Below are 19,814 nucleotides of genomic sequence, written 5' to 3' on the forward strand. Positions count from 1 at the left end.
TTCTAAATGGTAGTTTTAAAACTTACTAACGAGTAGACGCGGCATGTTCGGGGTAGTATGATAATTAACGGTAAATTGCAGTTATATTCAGTAAATAATTAGCGAAACTCTCGTGGACATTGTTCCACTCCATAAAAGGCGGAATAGTAGAAATGAAACCCTATGATATTATCATTGTCGGTGCAGGCTCTGCCGGTCTGATGGCTGCCGTAGCAGCCGGCAAGCTCGGTGCCCGAATATTGCTGCTCGATAAAGGAGACAAGCTGGGGCGCAAGCTCGGCATCTCCGGCGGCGGACGCTGCAATGTGACGAACAATAAAGATACCGACGAGCTGATCAAAAACATCCCCGGCAACGGTCGATTCCTGCATAGCGCGCTGAGCAATTTCTCCAATAAACAGATCATCGAGTTCTTCGAAGGGCTCGGCATCGCACTTAAGGAGGAAGATAACGGCCGCATGTTCCCCGTTTCGGACAAAGCGAAAACGGTAGTCGATGCCTTGGTGGGCCAAGTGAAACGCTACGAAGTAGACTTGCTTGTCAACTCCCCGGTTGCCAGTGTGCTCTATGATGAAGAGAAGGTGCTTGGCGTTAAGCTTGCCAGCGGCAAACGAATTGAAGGTAACGCCGTTATCGTCGCGGTCGGCGGCAAATCGGTGCCGCACACAGGCTCGACCGGAGATGGTTACGCATGGGCGGAAGCAGCCGGCCATACGATCACGCCGTTATTCCCGACCGAGGTACCGCTGACGTCAAAGGAAGATTTTATCGTGAAACGGGAGATTCAAGGACTTGCTCTAAGAGACGTCGCACTTAGCGTGCACAATGAGAAAGGCAAATCTATCATTACGCATCGAGGCGATATGCTGTTTACGCACTTTGGCATTTCCGGGCCGATTGTGCTGCGCTGCAGTCAATTCGTCGTGAAGCAGCGGGTAAAAACCAAAGCTCCTGTTCAGCTGACGATCGACTTCTTCCCGGACTTAAGCGTAGAGGAGCTCTACAATCAAACGTTGACTGCGGCGAAATCGGAATCCAAGAAAGCCATTGTTAATGTGCTCAAAAGCTACATGCCGGAACGGATTCTGCCGATTGTGCTCGGACGTACCACGCTGGATCCCTATGTCACCTATGATAATATTCCTAAACTAGAGTGGCGCGAGCTCAGCAAGCTGATGAGAGCATTCCCTATCTACGTGAACGGAACACTTTCGATCGAGGAAGCTTTCGTTACGGGCGGCGGCGTGAATCTCAAAGAAATCGATCCGAAGACGATGCAGTCCAAGTGCAAGGAAGGGCTGTACTTCTGCGGCGAGATATTGGATATCCATGGCTACACGGGCGGCTACAATATCACGGCTGCTTTCTCGACCGGCTACACTGCGGGCAGTCATGCCGCGATGCAAACCGGTGCAAGCGTATAGATTGTTTTCTCATCAAAAAATGGTGGCGATAAGGGAAAACCCTATTGCCACCATTTTTTAAGTTTGCCGACCTTCAACCCTTCACGCCGCTAAACAAAATCCCCTTCTCGAGCGCACCTTGCGTGCCCATAAATACGAGCAACAGCGGCAGAATCGAGATGACGCCGCTCGCGCTGATCCAGTTGGGCCGTGGGTTCTGACCGCTTTGCATATCGTTCATCGCCACCGTGAACGTCCAATTATGCGGTGACCTCGATACCACGTAAGGCCAGAGGAAATCATTCCAGACCGGAATGAAAGTCAGTACAGCCACGATCGTAAAGACCGGCACGGACATCGGGACGACGATACGCAAGAAAGTCCGAAGCTCCGAAGCGCCATCTACGCGTGCGGCTTGAAGCAGTTCTTTGGGCAGCTGATCGAAGAACCCTTTGAATAGAAAAATAACGAACCCCCATGCAAAATGAGGCAAAACGATGGCCCAAATATTGTCCACGAGGCCCAGCTTCTGCATAAGCAAATATTGCGGAATGAGCACGGACACGCTGGGAATCATGATCGTTGCGAGGAAATACATCAGGACGATGAATCGAACTCTCCGATTCGGAATGAGCTGTGACAGCGCATAGCTGGACAGCGCCCCGAAGAAGAGCTGCCACGCGATAACCGCCAGACAAATGATGAGGCTGTTCATGAAGAAATGATAGAATCCCAGGCTGCCCGCAGTCTCCACTGCCAGCAGATTCAAGCTTCGGAAACTATCGAACAAACGCAGCCAATTGCGAGACTGCTCCATCTCCACCACTTTGCCGTTCAGCAATCCACTTTCGTCGAAATAAGCTCGTAATTGCGTACTCAGCGGATCATCGGATAGATTGGGCTGCACGCGATAAGCCTCCCCTTCCGATATCCCATACCACGTGAAGTCTGATAAGCGGCGTTCTCGAATTTGGGTCAGCTTCGTATTCATGATTTTGTCGGTGAAACGATCAGTGGACACGATAAAGGGCTGCCCCACGTAGAACTCAGCCGCGGTTGTCTTCGCCTTATACAGCTTGAGCCCATCCTTAACGCCGGTGACGGTAATCTCCCCGATATTGTCCCGCATGAAGGCACGCCAAGGATACCAAATCGCTTTCATCGCATCTTTCTCATAGAACGTCTGCTCTTGATTCCTTATGCCGGAGTAATCCAGCGTCAGTTCGATCGTATGGGGGATTCTCGGGAGAAACTTCGGGGTCGTCGATTCAATCGATTCGTTATCCATAATGGACGTTACGAGCAGCCAAACCAGCGGAAGCAGTCCAAGCACGACGAACACGATCGTAACCAGATAGGAAGCGATGTCCAGCTTACGTTCGCCCTTTTCCACAATACGGTTAGGTCTCATCTGCGTTCAGTCGTCCTCTCTCTGCAAGCGGAATTGAATGACGGTCAGTACGGCGATTAAGAGGAACATGAAGAAGGAGAGCGCTGCCGAAACCCCGAATCTAGATTGCTCGAACGCTGTCTTCTGAATCATGAGCGCCACAACCAGCGAGGCATCTGCCGGTCCGCCTTGCGTCATTACAAATATCGTATCAAACGACAGCAGAACACCTGACATAAACCCGACGAACTGAATGATGATGACGAACGAAATGTTCGGCAAAATCATGATCAGCATGCGCCGCCAAGGTCCGCAGCCGTCAATTTTCGCGGCTTCGAATAACTCGGAAGAGATCGATTTAATAGCTGCGTAGTAGAGCAGTACCCCGATACCGCCGCTTGCGAAGAAGCCGGGCAGCACAATCGCGAGCTTAGTCATGCGGAGGTCGTTCAGAAAACCATACGGGCCGAGCCCGAGCTTACCGAGCAGATAATTGAACAATCCACGATCGGGGTTATACATCCACTTCCACAGCAGAGCTCCCGCAACAAGCGGCAGGACATTCGGAATTTGATAGAGCACAAGATAGAGTCCGTTCAGCCGTTTAATATGACTGAGGAAGAGCGCCTGTACGATCGGAACCCAGAATACGAGCAGCACCGACAAGCCGAAGAAAATAAACGTGTTCTTCATCGCAACCCAGAACGTGTGGCTGCTGAGAAATTCGAAGTAATTGCCAAGGCCGACAAACTTGCCGGGCGGGGTCATAATATCGTAGTTAAAGAGACTGATATAGACCGCTTTAAACAGCAAATAATATTTGAATATGAAAAACACGACGATAGAAGGAAGCAGGAACAAAATCGGTGTCCACGGGATCTTCCATTTATTCACCATTTCCTCACCACCTACTTGCTGCACCGCGCACCTTATTGCTATGCGGCGCGGTGCAGTAATGAATTGCTCCAGTCAAATCAGCTATTTGCCGCCTGCCAAAATATCACTGTTATACTTATCGATGACTTCCTTCTGGGCTAGTGCTTCGGCCGCTTTGAGCTCTGTGGCCGGGTCGGCGCTCGGATCAAGCAGAATCCTCTGAATCGGCTTTACGAGGTAGCTGCTCAGACTGCTTTTCAAATAATATTCCAGATGTTTATCCTTCGCCGTTGCCTGGACAGCCGCTACATAATCCGGAGGCAAATCCTTGACCCATTTCGTTACGTCGAAGTCTTTGACGATCGACAGCGGATTGATCGCAAAGCCGTTGTCCAAGCAGAACTGCGCCCATGCCTCCATATGTTCCTTCGACAGGAAAAACATCGCATACTCGAATGCGGCCTTCTGCTGCTCCGGCGTCGATTTCGGATTCAGCATCCAGAAGTTCCCTCCCACTTGCGAAGGCGCTCTGCCTGAGGGTCCGACCGGGAAAGGAGTGAAGCCGATATCCTCCGCTTTCATCCCTTGCTTCAAGAAGTTGCCGAAGCTGTCGGAGCTGCCAAGAATCATTGCGGAACGACCGGTATAGAAGTCTCGCAAATTCTCGTTGTAATCTTGAACGACGTTCTTCTGGGTCACCTTGTGGGTCCATTTCAAATCTTTATAATATTGGAGCGCCTTCACGGCCGCTTCCGAGCTGAACATCAGCTTCACGGTTCCATTGGGCTGAAGCTCCGTCAAGTCCCCGCCTGCTTGCCACACATAATATTCGAAATGCCAATCCGCCCAGTCCATGCCCAGAATATCGAAACCGATCGTATCCGGATTATGCTGCTGCACTTTCTTGGCCGTTTCCGCAAATTCATCCCATGTCTTCGGCGGACTGACAATCCCCGCTTTCTTGAACATCGACTTGTTATAGAGCAAGCCGGACGAATACATGAAGCTTGGAATGCCGTAAATACGGCCGTCCTTCATTGCCAGATCAAATGCCCCGTCGATGAAGCGGCTCTTATCCGGCGAGTGATTCATCATATCCGTGATGTCTGCGGCAATTCCCTTCTGCATATAGAGCTGCATGTCCGGGAACGGCTGCTCCATCACATCTGGCCCTTCCCCGCCTGCAACCGCTGTCATGAATTTCTCGCGCACGTTCGTCTGGAATGCTTCAACATGCTTAACCTTAATGTTCGGATGAAGCTCCTCGAATAGCTTGAACCGGCTTTCGATGAAAGGTTTGCCGGGATCGTCAGGTGCCGGTTGATCCCAAGCGGTAATCTCGATGATCGGCTCTCTGCTATCCAAGGAAGCATCTACGGCAGCACCATTATTTTCGGCTGCCACAGCCCCATTGTTATCCCCACCAACAGCCGTACCCGATAGATTATCATTGGAATTGCAAGCACTAAGCAGTACTGAGCATAAGGCTGCTGCCAGCATAAGAGCTGCCGGCTTGTTCGAAATCCTGTGCTCTCTCATTCCCTACCTCCTGAGCGTAAACAGCACGGTCACGTTCGCTACCGCCGCCGCTTACAGGTTAATCATAGCTGGATCGGCTGAACACGTTAATGGAAATTACGAACTTATGCGCTATTAAATTTTTGATGATACCGTCGCGCGGAACTGTACCGGTGTCATGCCGGTCGACTTGCGGAAAACGCTACTGAAATAAGCGGCATCCTTGAACCCGACCAGCTCGGCGATCTCTTGGATTTTCAAATTGGAATCCCGCAGAAACTGTTCGGATTTGCGCAGTCTCGCTGCGGTCAGATAGTTTACGAAACTCTCGCCGAACCGTTCTTTGAAGCGGCGGGAGAAATAGCTGGGATGAAAGTAGAAACGGTCCGCGATCGTTTGTAGGTTAATCGGCTCATGCAGGGAGCTGTCGATGTAGAGCTTCACCTCGTCGATGACGCTGTATTCCGACGAATGACGCAGTTTGTACAAATGGCCTGCGATATTGTGAATCATTTCGCTTAAGTGCCCTTGCATGTCCTGCCACTGCTTCAGACTATGCAGCCAGGTCAGCAGATCATCCAGCTCGCCGATAATCCACTCCGGGATGCTCGTTTGGGTGAGCAAATATTTGCGCAGCAGGAGATGAAACTCCACGCAGAAACTTTCGAGATGGGCGAAGGACACCTGCTTGCCTGCGGCAATCGTCTCGACGCGTTCATCGATCCAGCCTGTCAGCGCCGCAACGTTGCACTCGCTCAGGAAGCGCAGCAGCAAGGCCTCGTCTTCTCTGGAGATAACGGAATGCAATCCGGCCTTCACTTGTTCGCCGGCATCGTTCATATAAATTCGTCCGTTTCCGTGAATAATGCAGTTGCGAAGCGCTTGCTTCGCTTGCTGGTAAGACTGCTGAATGATTTCCATCTGATTGACGGCACCGCCGCATCCGATGGTTGCTTCCAGCTTCAGATGACGCTGTATACCGCCGAGAATCTCTTCCAGCTCCCGATGAAGCGTAACCGTCTCAAACGGCGAATGGCCGCCAAGCACGTAAACAAGCTCATTTTCCAGCATCGCATGACGGAATAACACCCCTTTGCGCTCTGTTGATTCGAGAACGGTAGAGATCATATTTTGAACAGCGAACGAAAGCAGCTTCTCGTCTCCTTGCCGAAAGGACAGATGGGGCAGCTTCACCGCCTGCAGTACGAAGACTACCGCCACAAAATAGCTGCAGCTCCGGCGCAGGGCGAGCAGCTGCTCGTCTCTCTCCGCTTGGGGCACGCCGCCTGGTCCGTACTGGATGAGCTTGCTCAGCATCCGCTCTCGAATCGACTCTTCCGCGCTGCTCTGCAAATGCTTGATCTGCTCGCCGGCCTCGGACTGCTCCAGGCGCTGCCGGATTTTGCCGATAACCCGCAGCAAGCTCTCCTTCAGCTCTTCCTTGTCGACTGGCTTAAGTAAGTAATCGGTCACGCCAAACTGTATCGCTTTGCGGGCGTAATCAAACTCCCCGTAGCCGCTAATAACGATGAACTGCAGCTCGGGCATCGCTTGCGCTGCTTCCTTCAAGAACGTGAGCCCATCCATAAGCGGCATTCGAATATCGGTAATGACGATATCAGGCTTCACCTCGTGCAGCACTCGCAACGCTTCCACGCCGTCTCCCGCTTCGAAGACCGCTGTGATCGGCAAGCCGGACATCTGAATCTTCTTCATAATGCCTTGCCGCATCAGCTGTTCGTCATCTGCGATTAGCAATTTCATAGGAAGGCTCCTCCACTCGCGTTTTTTTGATCAGAACCGTTACCGTCGTCCCCTGATCTTGGCTGCTTTGAACGGTTAACCCATAGCTGCTGCCGAAGACTAGCTTGATGCGGTAAAGCACATTGAACAGCCCGATGGATGAAGCCGTGTGATCCGAATAGTTCTGCTGCTGGCATAGTTCCAGTTTCTCTTGCAGCACCATGAGTTTATGCGGTTCGATAGCAGGACCGTTGTTCCAAACCGTGATCGCGGCGTCGGTATCCGAGAGGCTGTAAGCTCGAATTCGAATTTCCCCGCCTTGCGTCAGGTGGTCAATGCCGTGAATAAAGCTGTTCTCGACAAGCGGCTGCAAGAGCAGCTTCGGCGTTAGCGTCGCGTGGAGCCCCTCCTCAATTTCGATCGAATACCGAAGCCTCGCGCCGAAACGAATTTGCTGAATCGACAGGTAGATTTCGAGCTGCCGGATCTCGGTTTGCAGCGTGGACATGTGGCCGCCGCTGATGTTGTACCGGAACATTTTGGCAAGCGAGGAGCTGATCAGACTAATTCGTTCATCCTCGTAAAGCGAGGCCAAACTATCAATCATCCCAAGCGTGTTGTATAGAAAATGCGGATTGATTTGGGATTGCAGCGATTTGATCTCCGCATCCTTCTTCACCAGCTCCGTCTCGTATACTTTCACGATGAGCGAGTTGATCTCCTTCGCCATTTGATTGAAGTGTCGGATAAAATAACCGATCTCATCTTTAGAGGTAACGGGCACGGAAACCTCGTAATTGCCTTGCTCGATGGAAATGATGCCATTCTTCAGCAGCTTAAGCGGCGTAATAATTCGACTGGCGAGGAGACTTGCGATCACCATCGCTCCGAGCAGGCAGATCATCCCGATTACAAGCGTACGAAGAGCAAACGTGTTCAATTGCTTCAGCAGCACCTGCAGCGGGACTTTTCCAATGAGTGCCCAGGACGTATTGTTCAGCTCGTTGGAGACGAACAACGTCTCCACGCCGTGATCATCGCCGAACAGATATCTGGACGATATGCCATAGCTGAATCGGAAAAGACCATTAAGACCTTGCAGCTGCGCGTCCGTCCGCTCATGATCCGAGAGCATCACTTGCCCGCTTGCCGAGTCGACCAGCATGTAGTTGCCCTGTTCATCGCTGGCAATATCGCCAAGCCACTTCTTCAGATATTCCGGCGAGAGCCGGATATAAATGACACCGACGATCGGGGTGTCGATATTGAAATTGATGATTTTGACCGCTTGCGCGAACATTAACGTATTCACTTGTTGATTCGTAGCCGCATCGATCGTATGCGTTGGCACCCAGATCCCTTTCCCGTCCTTGGTGACAGCGGCCTTCTCGATCGGCTCAAAATCAAAATCCAGCTCATTCGTTTCATTCATTCTGCCGCTGGAGAGCATATAACCGTCCAATTGGCTGACCATGATGTAGTCCACCACCGGGTTGTCGGTCAGAAACTGGCTGAATTTCGCGGAATAATGGGAGTATGCATCCGGATCGGCCCCCATTTTGCTGACAAACTGCTGGAAATCTTTATTGCCAAAATAGTCCCACGCGAAGTTCTTCACGTTCAGCATATAAGATTCCAATGTGGCGGCAGATTGGCTGCTGATCTGCTCCATATTGCCGACCGCTCGCTGCTTGATGTCCGAGGAGGTCTGGACATAATAATCGAGCCCCAGCGCCGAGACTGTGATTGAAATCGTAATGAAGAAGCAGAACCATATCTTCCGATAGAGCGACTTGGTTATCCAATGGTAGGGAAATAGCAGCACTTTGGTCCGCATCTTCTGCATCCTGAACCTCATCTCACCTTAATTACTTAAATTATAAAGGGAGAACGGCCTTTGTTTCATTAGTTTTTATACTTCCTTCTAGCAAAATCGTGAAAGTTTTCTTCGCGTTGCAGCACATGTGATCCGTCCCTGTGCCACACAGAAACGGAATTGTCATGGTTGATCGCCTTGCTGCCCGAGTAGGCTCCTACGATACCATCCATAGCGGCCTTCGCTCACACTGGCGCATTTTGCTCAAAACACTCGTAATAATCCTCCCCAGCACAAGTGGAAGCAATCCGGCGGTTACTCGCTCACCTTCTCTTCTCTTCTCTTCTCTTCTCTTCTCTTCTCTTCTCTTCACTTCTCTTCTTCCTCTCCCCCCCGCCTTCTCACCTTGCTTCCACCTCTAACGAATCGTACGAGCCTTATTTGATCGAAAAACAGCGATTCTGAATTCTAACGAATCCTACAGGTCTTATTCGCTCAAAAACAGGTGCATGTCTGGCTATTTCGGCTAAATAAGACCTCTGTGATTCGTTAGAATTTTGGAGGTGCTTATTTCATCCAAATAAGCCCTCCACGATTCGTTAGAATTTTGGAGATGCCTTTTTCATCCAAAATAAGCCCCATGATTCGTTAGATTTTGGAGATGCCTTTTCACCCAATTAAGCCCCATGATTCGTTAGATTTTGGAGATGCCTTTTCACCCAATTAAGCCCCACGATTCGTTAGAAATCTTGTCGTGTCTTTTTATGACCCCAGCTTCCGGTTTTGCTATAGTAATCGTATAGTTTCGGGTCCCGTCACTCGCTCATCCTCCCACCCCACGCCTCACCTCCTGCTTCCAACTCTAACGAATCGTACGAGCCTTATTTGATCGAAAAAAAGTGATTCTGAATTCTAACGAATCCTACAGGTCTTATTCGTTCAAAAACAGGTGCATTTCTGGCTATTTCGGCTAAATAAGACCTCTGTGATTCGTTAGAATTTTGGAAGTACCTATTTCATCCAAATAAGCCCTCTACGATTCGTTAGAATATTGGAGAAGCCTATTTCATCCAAATAAGCCCGACGATTCGTTAGAAATCTTGTCGAGTCTTTTTCTATGACATAGACTTCCATTTTTGCTATACTAGTCATATATTTTCGGTCGTGAAGCATACGCCGCTTTAGCACATAGCCCCTTTTAAAGGGGCAATTGTGTCTAAGCGGCTTTTTGCGCTTATGCGGCTAATAGGAAGGATGGGGGAGGGGGAGTTATAGCTAGATTTGACGAAGCTTTTGAGGAATGGATTGCATCTAACATTACCCAAGAACAGAATCCCAGAAGACGCGAAATACTGGGGAATGGGCTCGGCCACGGCACTGTTGAGTTTTTACGTTATGTCTGGTTTCCCTCTGTACGAAACTTCAATCATCTATATCCCGAATGGGAGGTGCGAGATGCTAACAACGGGTATCGTTACCTCGATTTGGCCTATATGCCGGGCAGCGATGTTAAAGGAGGAATCGAGATCCAAGGGTACGGCTCTCACGCAAGGGATCTCGATGTGCGCCGCTTTAAGGACTTGTGCTGGCGGCATAGTTTATTGGCACTCGACGATTGGATCTTCATGCCGATCGCTTACCTTTCAATTACAGATGAACCCAAGCGTTGTCAGCAGCTCATTCTAGCCTTTATCGGCAAGTTCATTGCCATGGACGTACCCGAACATTTGAATTGTTATGAAGCCGAGACCCTACGTTTTGCAAGAAGGCTATTTCGTCCATTTACACCGTTAGAGTTGGCCTCCCATCTGCGAGTTTCAGACAATCAGGCTAGGCTTGTTCTTCACAACTTAGTCGAGCATCAGCTGCTTATTGTAGCAAACGGTAAGCAACGATATCGCACCTACACCTTGCGAACCCCATAATATTCTAACGAATCGTACGAGCCTTATTTGATCGAAAAACATCGATTTGAAATTCTAACGAATCCTACAGGCCTTATTTGCTCAAAAACCAGTGCATTTCTGGCTAATTCGACTATATAAGGCTTCTGTGATTCGTTAGAATTTCTAAAGTGCCACTTTCTCCAAAATAAGACCTCCATGATTCGTTAGAGTGACGACGGGCTGCGTGCGGTGGGTTATTCGGCGGGGAATGGTCGGGAATGCGGCTGCGTGCGGTGGGTTATTCGGCGGCGAATGGTCGGGAATGCGGCTGTGTGCGGTAGATGTTCCAACTGCGAGCGGTAGGTGGCCCAGCAGCGAATGATCGGTGATGCGGCGATGTGTGGTAATTGACACGGATGTGATTGATCGGGGACGCGGCTGTGCGGTAGATGTTCCAACTGCGAGCGGTAGGTGGCCCGGCAGCGAATGATCGGTGATGCGGCGATGTGCGGTAGGTGACACGGCTGTGTGTGTTGGGTGATACAGCAGCGAATGATCGGTGATGCGGCTGTGTGTGTTTGGTGATTCGGCGGTGAATGGTCAATGATGCGGATGCCGATGGTCGTCGACGCGCCTGCGTGCGGTGGGTGATTCAGCGGTGAATGGTCGCCAACGCTCCTAAGTGTGGTGGGTTTTCGGCTGCGAATGGTCGCCGATGCGAATGCATGCGGTTGGCCGAGCGGCAGCCAGCGAACGAAAACAAGTCCACGACATACATCGTGGACTTGTTCAAACCCATCTTCTACTCCCTAGTGATTAGTCGATAGAGTACAACTGCAGCCTGCGCTCTTGTTAAGTGACCTGTCGGCGAGATTTTGCCGCCGTCGCCTACTAGAATCCCTTCTTTCACAAGGGATGCCACACTTGAAACTGCATAGCCGGCAATTTGTGAAGCATCAGCAAATGCCTTGAGGTCACTGCCTGAGCCTGCAGTCAACGAAGCCTTTGCCAACTTCATGGCTCTGACAACAAGTGCAGCCATCTCTTGTCTTGTGATTTCACCGTTCGGGTTGAATGTATTGCCGCCTGTTCCCAGCGACAAACCGATCGCCTTCGCGATGCCAAGCGACTCATAATACGAAGCCGACTTGTCAATATCGCTGAAGTTGGAATCGAATTTCGCAGACAGTCCCAGCGCCTTCACCAGACCATCGACAAAGTCCGCTCTTGTAATGTTCTTCGCAGGACTAAACTGTGTCTTGCTGGTTCCGCTCAAGATACCTTTGGAAGCTACAGCCTCGATCGCTTGCAGCGCCCATTTGTACTTCGCTTCATCTGCAAAAGTCTTCACGCTGTAAGCTACCGCATATTTGCTGAAGTGCGTTGTCGTAAACACGACCTTACCTGACTCAGCATCATACTTGGCATTCGGCACAGCAATCGCATGTCCAGCCTCGTCGAGATACCAAATCACGATATGCTCCGGATGCTCCAGCTCTTCCTTGGTCGGCGTGTAAGGGATGGATACCACCACCGGCGCATTCGGATTGTTCCAGTGAATGGCTTTGCCATCCGCTGTGAAGCTGATGTCGACAACCGGTTTGCCATCCTTCAGCACACGGCTGATCGACAACGAAATGGTCTTCGCACCTGCAATCTCCTTATCCGCAAACATATCCAGCGGAAGCACAACCTCGGCATCCCCTGTTTGAACCGCCATTTTAGTCGCAGCATTCTTCTCCGAGAATAGGGAAGCCGGCTGCTCCAGCACGTAACCATTTGTACCTTTCAGAGCACCAACTGCAACGGTAACCACGCTGTTACCTTGTTCATCCTTCTTCGCGGCTAGAAGCGCTTTGGCAAAGTCACCTTCTGAGAGCGAAGCTATCGCTTTGCCGCCCTCCAGCTTAGGTGCCACTTTAATGACGGCGTCCTTCACTTCCGTTTGGTCAACCGGAATATAAGCATTGCCCCCGCTGGTTGTTGCCAGTGGTATTGAAAGCAAATACGGTTTCTCGAGCGCTACCGTCAGATTGCCCGTATCGATCGTACCGCCATTGATCAACTCAGCCGCCGTACCTGCCGGCTTCCCATTCACTTCAATACTAATCGTTTTGGAAGCTGTAGTCGGGTCATAATTGGCAATATTGATCAATAGCTTGCCATTATACTCCGTGCTCAGCCATTCCACGCCGTCGATTGGCTGCCCTGTCGCTTTATCCTTCAGAACGACTTCCATGAGCCCCAAATTCGTCAAGCTCGTTCTGACCGATTGTTTCAACGTACTGCTGTCGACGTCGCCGCCAAGAACGGTTGCACTTGATAACACAGCCGTTTTGTCATCGCTGTTCAGCGGCTTATTGTTCTCATCCGCATTCAGCGAGTTCTCGCCGATCACGATAACCTTCCCGCCCGCAGCTACAAAAGCTTTAATAGCCGTCAGCGTAGCAGCCGATACATTCGTTGCTTGCGGAACGATAAGCAGCTTGTAATCAGATAAGCCGCCGGCTTGCGACTGCTTCTCGGACACAAAGCCGACTCGTTGACCGTTGAACGTTAACGCTTCGTACGCGCGGTCCATCGCATCCAGATATGAGCTCGAGTACACCATGGAAGGAAGCGAATAGAGGATGGCTGCCTGCGGTGCGCTATTTTGCAATTCAGTGACTTCATTAGCCAATCGGTTCAAGTCCAAGTTCACTTTACCGATCGTTTGTACCACATCAGGACGCTGCAGCACACTGCCGTAGAAATCACTGTTCGGATCATAGGATCTCTCCCATACCCAAATCGCAGATGCGTTCTTGCCATGAACCGCCGATTGCCATAATGATGTTTCGACGTGATTAGCTTGCTCCGGCGTATATACGTTATCTCTGTCTGGAATGACATGTGTTTCCGAGTTGAAGATCGGCGCTTTTCTAAAAGAGCCCTGCAAATCGTAGAACCGGTTCTCGCGGATGAAACCGCTGATTCCGCTGCCCAGGTAGTTCCAATTGTCATTGCCATTCATGTCGGCGAATTCGCTGAAGTCCTCCGGATCAACGCCGTACGAGGTCGCACCGGTTAGATTAGCCATGATTTTGGAGCTGACAGGTACATCCGGAGCAAGCTCCTTCACGAGCTCTGCCATCCACTGATGCCAGGATGAGAAATACTCATTGTTAAAGACGGTCCAATCATAGTAGTAAGGCGTTGCCTCCTTCGCGGAAGGCATATCAACATCGTCAAATGAACTGTATTCCGAGCCATAATTCTCGTTCAAGCTAGCGATTGTTGTATATTTCTCGGCAAGGAATTGATGCCATGGCGCTTGTGCCGTAGAATCCGTGCTCGTGTTGTACATCGGCTCATTGCTGATAATGATACTGTGTAGAGCTGGCAAATCCTTCACCAGCGGGACTAGGGTTTTGATATAAGCTTCAACGATTTCGCGTGCTTTCGGCGCGTTAACGTTGAATTTCAAGAAGCCCGAATTGTCGTTATTGACCACATCCGGCCACGTATCCTTCGCCCACTGCGGGAAATAATGCGGCGAGATGAGCAAGCTTACTGCGATATTATGCTCCGCTGCATTTTCCAATGTTGGAATAACGCTATTGGTGATCAAGTCTGTCGAGATGCTGTAATCGGCATCGCTACCCTCTGCCGGCGGCAGCACTGTACCATCCGGACCGAGCTCCATCTGAATGATATTCGTACCATAATCGCTAAACTGCGGAATATCGGCTTTAGCTTGATTGAAGTGCCCATAGCCAGTGAAGAAAATCGGCCGATTAACGACGTCATCCGAAGTCGATGTTTTCGTTGGACCTACGAAGGAGAACCCTTCCATCGTCGAACGAGCAGTCACATATCGAGGAACGCTTAGCGCCGTTTTCTCGCCGCTCAAGTAAGCCTGCACATTCGCAGTCGCTTCATCATAAAGACGTTCAAGTTCATTCACGACATAATCGGCACGCGGCAAGAGATTGTTCGTAATGTCGTCTTTGCCGTATTGAATAAAGTTCTTGATGACGGTGTAATTCACCGTTTCATAATCTACCGGGATGTTCTGCTCCTTCGCTGTCGCGAGCAGTTCCGCAAGCAGAGGCAGTTTCTCATTCATCTCATCCAACAAGCCCAACAAGGCCTCTGCATTCCGTTTCACGGAAACAGCGATTGTTTCATGTTTGGCCTCGCCTGTATCTTTATTGGTGATGACGGCCTCAAATTGCAGGTTCCCGACGGTTGGAAAAGATACCGGAATTGCTTTCTTGAGCACTTTATGTGCGGGTACAGTTACTTCTTGTACTTCCGTACCGCTGACATTCGGAAGAGAAATCTGGAACGTTTCCGCTTCTTCTCCGAAGTTAGCAATCGCGACGGAATAGTCGTACGCTGTATTCTGAAGGACATCCTGCGGCCCATGCATCCAAGTGCTCCAGGTTTGGTTTTGATCCAGCAGCATCAAGGAACCTAGGCTGGTTGCATCTTTACCATTGCCGATTCCCGGTGTCCATTCGATATACCCTCTTCTGTCAGCGCCGTCATTGTCATTAATGAGCAGCGTGAACGGAACCTTCTCTCCCGGAGCTGCAGGTAATGCTGCCAGCCACGGAATGACCAAATCATACGCCGTAAGCTTAGTGGTATTGTCACGGCTGACCTTCAGTTTAATCGAATCCACGCCAAGCTTAGCACTGCCGCTGTTCCAGCTAAACTTGCTCGCCGTACCGTTGTCGCCATACGAGAATCCGTATTCCGGTCCATACACAGCCCCATCTTTGGAAAATGCGACCTGAACACTATCTCCGCGCCAGATGACATCCCCCGAGTAACCAAGCTGATCTGCGTCCTTCACATCGACGTGCAGATAGAGATTATTGTCATCGTAGGCAAGTGCCGCATTTGCCGACAGATCGTCCACGCCGCCCCAGCCTGCGATTTTCACTTGCTTGCTCGCATTGGACGGTAAAACGAAAGAAGCCTGACCGCTCCAATCATTCATAAAGCCGTCTTCGCCAATTTTATCCGTACGGTGAATGCCGGCAAGCATGCTGCTGCCAATATCCGCTACACTGGAATGAATGCCGTAAATCTCTTCTCCCGGCACGCCGGTTCCGATCGTGTAGTCGAAGACAGATATCGCGCTTTTCGGTTTGCCCGGTATTTCCGCATAAGCTTTAATTGTTGTGACATCTGCAATTGGAATTGGAGCGCTGTATAAGGCTTTCGTCGTAGAAGTCTTAGGATCGGATCCGTCCAGTGTGTAGAAAATGTTTGCTCCCACAGAGAGCGTTGCAAGCGTTACAGTCGTGCCCGGCGTTACGATTGAAGAACCCGGAGTTGCCGTTACGCGCTGCACTTGGCTTGTCAGAATGGTCATATTATCGAATAAATAACGCAGCGAGGTTCTCCCTGCTATCGCATCGTCCATATTGAACACATAAAAGATGATTTTATTTACATGTGCACGTTTTTGTGCGGGAATGTTGGTTAGATCCACTTTGAAATTCGTCCACTCATCCGCCGTCAATACCGGAAGCGGCTGTTCATAGATCGCATTGCCGACAGTATCCAAGATCTTAAAATAGATTGGTTCATGACTGCCCGTTGTTTGGCTGCCCACAGGGCGGATATCGAAAGCAATCTCCGTCGCCGGCGTCAAATCCATCGGATTTGCATTCAAATCCCAGGCATACTCCACCCACGAATTACCATTCTTTTTGTCGGGGACAAAATACGTCACATCAGCGGCTTGTGCTCCTTCAGTTTTGTTCACAGTATCCGCTAAATCAGTTGGTCCGCCCCATTCCGCTAAATCCTCAAAGCCGTTAATGACATTCTTCATTAATGTATCGGCCGGTTTCACTACTCTTAAATTATCCAGCTGATAATGCAGCGAGGTTCTGCCTTGATAGGCATCATCTTTACTGTAAATATAGAAAGCGATATGGCTGATCGCTGCTCGATTGGCAGCCGGAATATCATCTAAATTCAACGTAAATGTGCCCCACTCATTAGCTGTTTGTACTGGAAGAACATCCTCGAAGATCGTTTTATTAATAGACTTGTTATACAGCTTGAATCGAATCGGCTCATGCCCGCCTGTCGTTTGAATATTCGCCGAGCGAATATCAAGCTTCAACTGCGTTGCCGTTGACAGGTCCAGCGGATTAGCCGAGGTGTCCCATTCGATTGCATGCCAGGACTCAGGTTCTGCAACAGGCACCGTGTAGGTCACACTGAGCGATTGCGAGCCTTCCGTTTTGTTCGCTGTATCAGCCGCCAGCGTGATATCGGCGTTATTTTTCGACCAGTCTGCTATATCCTCGAAGCCTGTAACGACTTGCTCCGTCATTTGAATCGGCTTTACTGCACGCAGATTGTCGAGCTGATAATGCAATGAAGTTCTACCTTGGTAGGCATCATCCTTACTATAAATATAGAAAGCGATATGGCTGATCGCTGCTCGATTAGCAGCCGGAATATCACCCAAATTCAGCGTAAATGTACCCCACTCATTTGCTGTTTGTACAGGAAGCACATCCTCGAAGATCGCTTTATTGATAGACTTGTTATAAAGCTTGAAACGGATCGGCTCGTGGTTGCCGGTCGTTTGATCGTTCGCCGACCGAATATCCAGCTTTAGCTGCGTTGCCGTTGACAGGTCAATCGGATCGGTTGAGGCATCCCATTCGATTGTATGCCATGAAGCCGGCTCTGCTGCAGGCACCGTATAGGTCACACTGAGTGATTGCGAACCTTCCGTTTTGTTTGCTGTATCAGCCGCCAGCGTGATATCGGCGTTATTTTTCGACCAATTTGCTATATTCTCGAAGCCGTTAATAACCTCTTCTTGCGTAGTCGGATTTACCGATACTACCTGATCATCCGCTGCGTATACCCTGCTCGCCGGAGCGACGCCGACGCTTATCAAGCCAAGCAGCAATGCGGCTGTAAGAATAATGGCATTTATACGTCTGAACATGCTTATATAACCTCCCGTTTGTTTGCTTCACCAATCTGTTTATCCTTTTGCAGCATTTTGCGTTTCGGGCCATCTCCTGTCCCCTGCAACGCCTCCTTCAATGGATTCTTTTACCGCTCGCGTGAATAGGATGTATGTAATTTCGCATGATTGAAGCGCTTTCAAGTTTTCAAAGCTATTGTACTGCGATTCGCAAAACGCATTAATAGAATATCTTTACTTGTGTCTGTTGTTATTTTGACATCTGAACCTGCCTTCGAATGGAACGGCAACTTAGACCGGCCTTCTCCGTCCTCCGTCCTCCGTTCCCACTTTTCACAATCCGTTTTCCGTTTTTCTGCATGCCGCGAAAAGCTAACGAATCGTAGAAGCCTTATTTGCCCGGATTTCGCGCTTCCAAGATTCTAACGAATCGTAGAAGCCTTATTGTGGGGAAATCAGCTCCAAAACACCTCCAAAACGTCAAATAACGCTCGTACGATTCGTTAGATTTTTTTTGGAGCTATTTTGGGGCAAATAAGCCCTGTACGATTCGTTAGAATTTTTCGGAGTACAAAGCATTTTTTCTCACCCGCTCCCCACGTTGCATTCTGCAATCTGCATCCCGCACTTCACACTCAGCTTCTCAAATCCCCCCCCATTCTCCTCACTCAGCATTCACACCTGCACATCCTGCTCTCCACACTCAACATCTCGCATTCGCCCCTCCCGCATCCTGCATGCCGGACTTGAAAGCCCTGATCATCTCTGCGCAGCAAAAAAGCCAACCAGCAAGCTGGTCGGCTTCTCAAACGAACTCGCAACTTATGCGAGCTTACGTATGTACATCGCCGGAGAAATATCCGTACGAACCGTCGTCCGGGAAGAATTCGTCCTGCTGCGGAGCGTCGTCGTCCCAATTGCTCAAGCCGGCTTGCGATTCTTCTTGGGCGATCAAGTCCTCGTTGACCACGTGGGCCGGTATCGTAATATTCTCCATATTGTAAGCGTCATTCGTGAGTTCGATATCCGGTATGGAGGACTGAACCGCGAGCTGGCCGCCATGAGCCTGAGCAATCTCGAGTGCGGAGGTAAGATCGCTGCCGTGCAAATGAATATGTACCCCCATATCCTGCTGGATGACAGGTTCATAACCTAGCTCTTGAAGCGTGCTGCACGCGAGCGCGGCGGTCTTGCTATCACCGAATTGAAAAAATAACGCAGTATCATTCTGCATCTTTCAGGCACACCCTTCTCCGGCAAAATAGTCCATTCCCGTTTAGAATGCCCATTTCGCGAGAAGTCATTCCTATTGCTTGCCAATTCCATCGGCCGCGAGACGAATTTGCCAGTTGCTCCATTCGATCGGATGTACCGCATCATAACCCGGCAACGACTCCTCACTGTCGATGATAATGAGCGGCGACTCCCCGGCTGACATCCTCTTGAGCACGGCCCAATACGACAAATCCCCCATGCCCAGCATCGGCAGTGCCGCAGAAACAGTACGGAATAATTGATCCGGCCTCAACGACGACAAATCGCCTTCTCCCGCCGCTAATGCTTGCAAAGTTAATCGTTCCACAATGCCAACATCGCCGGCAGCTTCAGTAGGAATCCGTTGAAGCTGGAACCGAAGCGCTGCAGCCATCACGGGAAGAACCGCAGCATCTTGGCTCAGCAGCCACGCCTTAATCGGTTCCCTGCCTCCTGCCGCATAAGCCTCCCATGCACGAGCACCTGCCGCGAGCTCTTCGACGGAAACCGCCTTTCGTTCCGGCCACAACCCGCCAAGCTGCTCCGGTGACAGCTGACCCAACCCGCGGAAATCAACAGCTCCGGCAACCTCTTCAGCGATAATCCAGCAAAGCTTCGGAGCTTGTCCAAGCCGAGCTTCCGCGCGCCACAGCCAATAAAGCAGAGCCGCAAGCATCGCTTGGTCGAACAAATCATATTCGAACCAGAGCACAATGTCCTCGCCTTCTTTTACTGCGCTCGTCAATACGGCCAATTGCGCTTCGCACTCTCGACGGTAGTGCTCGCCCGGAACGCCAAAATCATGTTCCATCCATTCCGCGCGTTCGCTTGTTTCAGCCTGCCCCCACCACTCCAGAGACAACGGACCATCGATCCAGCTCTCTCTCCAAGGCAGAATACGGTCTGATTCGAAAAGCTTGGTTTGTCCTAATAACGCGGCAGCATGATCGCCATTTGTGATGTGAAGCATGTT

Annotated in this window: 10 protein-coding genes; 2 read left to right on the top strand and 8 right to left on the bottom strand. The window is 50.3% G+C overall.

What is annotated here, in order from left to right:
- Positions 1 to 131 precede the first annotated feature (131 nt).
- Positions 132 to 1,424 (top strand): BaiN/RdsA family NAD(P)/FAD-dependent oxidoreductase, encoded by a 1,293-nt coding sequence (locus I8J30_RS07115; protein WP_338044843.1) that lies wholly within the window; start codon positions 132 to 134, stop codon positions 1,422 to 1,424.
- Positions 1,425 to 1,497: 73 nt separating this feature from the next.
- On the opposite strand, the gene I8J30_RS07120 is transcribed toward I8J30_RS07115, so the two are convergent.
- From I8J30_RS07120 to I8J30_RS07140, 5 genes are all read right to left on the bottom strand, one after another.
- Positions 1,498 to 2,814, bottom strand: a complete 1,317-nt coding sequence (locus I8J30_RS07120; protein ID WP_210656695.1) for a carbohydrate ABC transporter permease — start codon at positions 2,812 to 2,814, stop codon at positions 1,498 to 1,500.
- 6 nt (positions 2,815 to 2,820) lie between these two features.
- Complete coding sequence (locus I8J30_RS07125) at positions 2,821 to 3,690, bottom strand: carbohydrate ABC transporter permease (RefSeq protein ID WP_210656697.1); 870 nt, start codon at positions 3,688 to 3,690, stop codon at positions 2,821 to 2,823.
- Between the two features lie 81 nt (positions 3,691 to 3,771).
- Positions 3,772 to 5,208 (bottom strand): extracellular solute-binding protein, encoded by a 1,437-nt coding sequence (locus I8J30_RS07130; protein WP_210656699.1) that lies wholly within the window; start codon positions 5,206 to 5,208, stop codon positions 3,772 to 3,774.
- A gap of 114 nt (positions 5,209 to 5,322) precedes the next feature.
- On the bottom strand, positions 5,323 to 6,951 hold the full coding sequence (locus I8J30_RS07135) for a response regulator (RefSeq protein ID WP_210656702.1): 1,629 nt from the start codon (positions 6,949 to 6,951) through the stop codon (positions 5,323 to 5,325).
- Positions 6,929 to 8,776, bottom strand: a complete 1,848-nt coding sequence (locus tag I8J30_RS07140; protein WP_210656704.1) for a sensor histidine kinase — start codon at positions 8,774 to 8,776, stop codon at positions 6,929 to 6,931. The genes I8J30_RS07135 and I8J30_RS07140 overlap by 23 nt, the downstream gene beginning before the upstream one ends.
- Before the next feature lie 1,241 nt (positions 8,777 to 10,017).
- Here I8J30_RS07140 and I8J30_RS07145 point away from each other — a divergent pair.
- On the top strand, positions 10,018 to 10,671 hold the full coding sequence (locus tag I8J30_RS07145; RefSeq protein WP_210657552.1) for a transcriptional regulator: 654 nt from the start codon (positions 10,018 to 10,020) through the stop codon (positions 10,669 to 10,671).
- 763 nt (positions 10,672 to 11,434) lie between these two features.
- On the opposite strand, the gene I8J30_RS07150 is transcribed toward I8J30_RS07145, so the two are convergent.
- From I8J30_RS07150 to I8J30_RS07160, 3 genes are all read right to left on the bottom strand, one after another.
- Positions 11,435 to 17,605, bottom strand: a complete 6,171-nt coding sequence (locus I8J30_RS07150; RefSeq protein WP_210656706.1) for an S-layer homology domain-containing protein — start codon at positions 17,603 to 17,605, stop codon at positions 11,435 to 11,437.
- An 814-nt stretch (positions 17,606 to 18,419) separates the two neighbouring features.
- Complete coding sequence (locus tag I8J30_RS07155; RefSeq protein ID WP_210656708.1) at positions 18,420 to 18,821, bottom strand: hypothetical protein; 402 nt, start codon at positions 18,819 to 18,821, stop codon at positions 18,420 to 18,422.
- 72 nt (positions 18,822 to 18,893) lie between these two features.
- On the bottom strand, positions 18,894 to 19,811 hold the full coding sequence (locus tag I8J30_RS07160) for a DUF1835 domain-containing protein (protein ID WP_210656710.1): 918 nt from the start codon (positions 19,809 to 19,811) through the stop codon (positions 18,894 to 18,896).
- Positions 19,812 to 19,814 lie beyond the last annotated feature (3 nt).

The sequence above is a fragment of the Paenibacillus lignilyticus genome, assembly GCF_017942085.1.
Taxonomy (GTDB): domain Bacteria; phylum Bacillota; class Bacilli; order Paenibacillales; family Paenibacillaceae; genus Paenibacillus_Z; species Paenibacillus_Z lignilyticus.